The 651-nt window shown below is 28.4% G+C and carries 1 pseudogene; it reads left to right on the top strand.

Annotation, left to right across the window (positions count from 1 at the left end):
- Positions 1–344 precede the first annotated feature (344 nt).
- Positions 345–651 (top strand): annotated as a pseudogene (locus AJ884_RS01440) (hypothetical protein); the annotation flags it as partial.

Here is a 651-nt window from a genome sequence, read left to right as displayed (position 1 = left end):
TATAATAATCAGTATTTAATTATACTTTAAGTTTAAATATTTTATTATTCCGCTATTTTATTTTTATATTTTATATTATTATTAAAAAATAAATAATATGAAATTAATTTCAAAATAAATCATTTTAAATAAGGAAGGAGAAAAATATTTGAGTAAAAATATTATTTCAAGTAAGGTGTCTACGGGGGGGGGGGATTAAAGAACCCTGTTTAAATTCTAAAAAGATAGTTTTATCTTTAGCTACTATTTCTTTCTTAGCGAGTTGTGCTAATGCTACACTTACTCCTGAAATAAAAACTTATGATGAAGCAAATAAAAATACTAAAGCTAGATCAGCAGCGGGTATGTATAATGCTCAAGCTAAAATTGATACGACTATAAACGGTCCCCATGGTGATAAAATAGAAACTACCGATAAAGGTCCTCATTCTATAACAATTGAAAAAAATGGAACTCTAGGTAATATAGGTAATAACAATAAAATCATCTATGCCCATGCTAGTGGTAACAACACTCTTACTCTTACTAATCTTACCAATAAAGGAACTATTAACGGTAAGGTAGCTGTAGAACATGATCAAGGTTTTGCAGGAACCATCACTGTTAACACCTTTGAAAATACAGGTCAAGTTAATGGTCAAATTTATATGG

Source organism: Campylobacter sp. BCW_6463 (genome assembly GCF_001762785.1).
Classification (GTDB): domain Bacteria; phylum Campylobacterota; class Campylobacteria; order Campylobacterales; family Campylobacteraceae; genus Campylobacter_D; species Campylobacter_D jejuni.
Note: the sequence above shows the minus strand (reverse complement) of the source record. Positions and strands in the feature narration are given on the sequence as shown.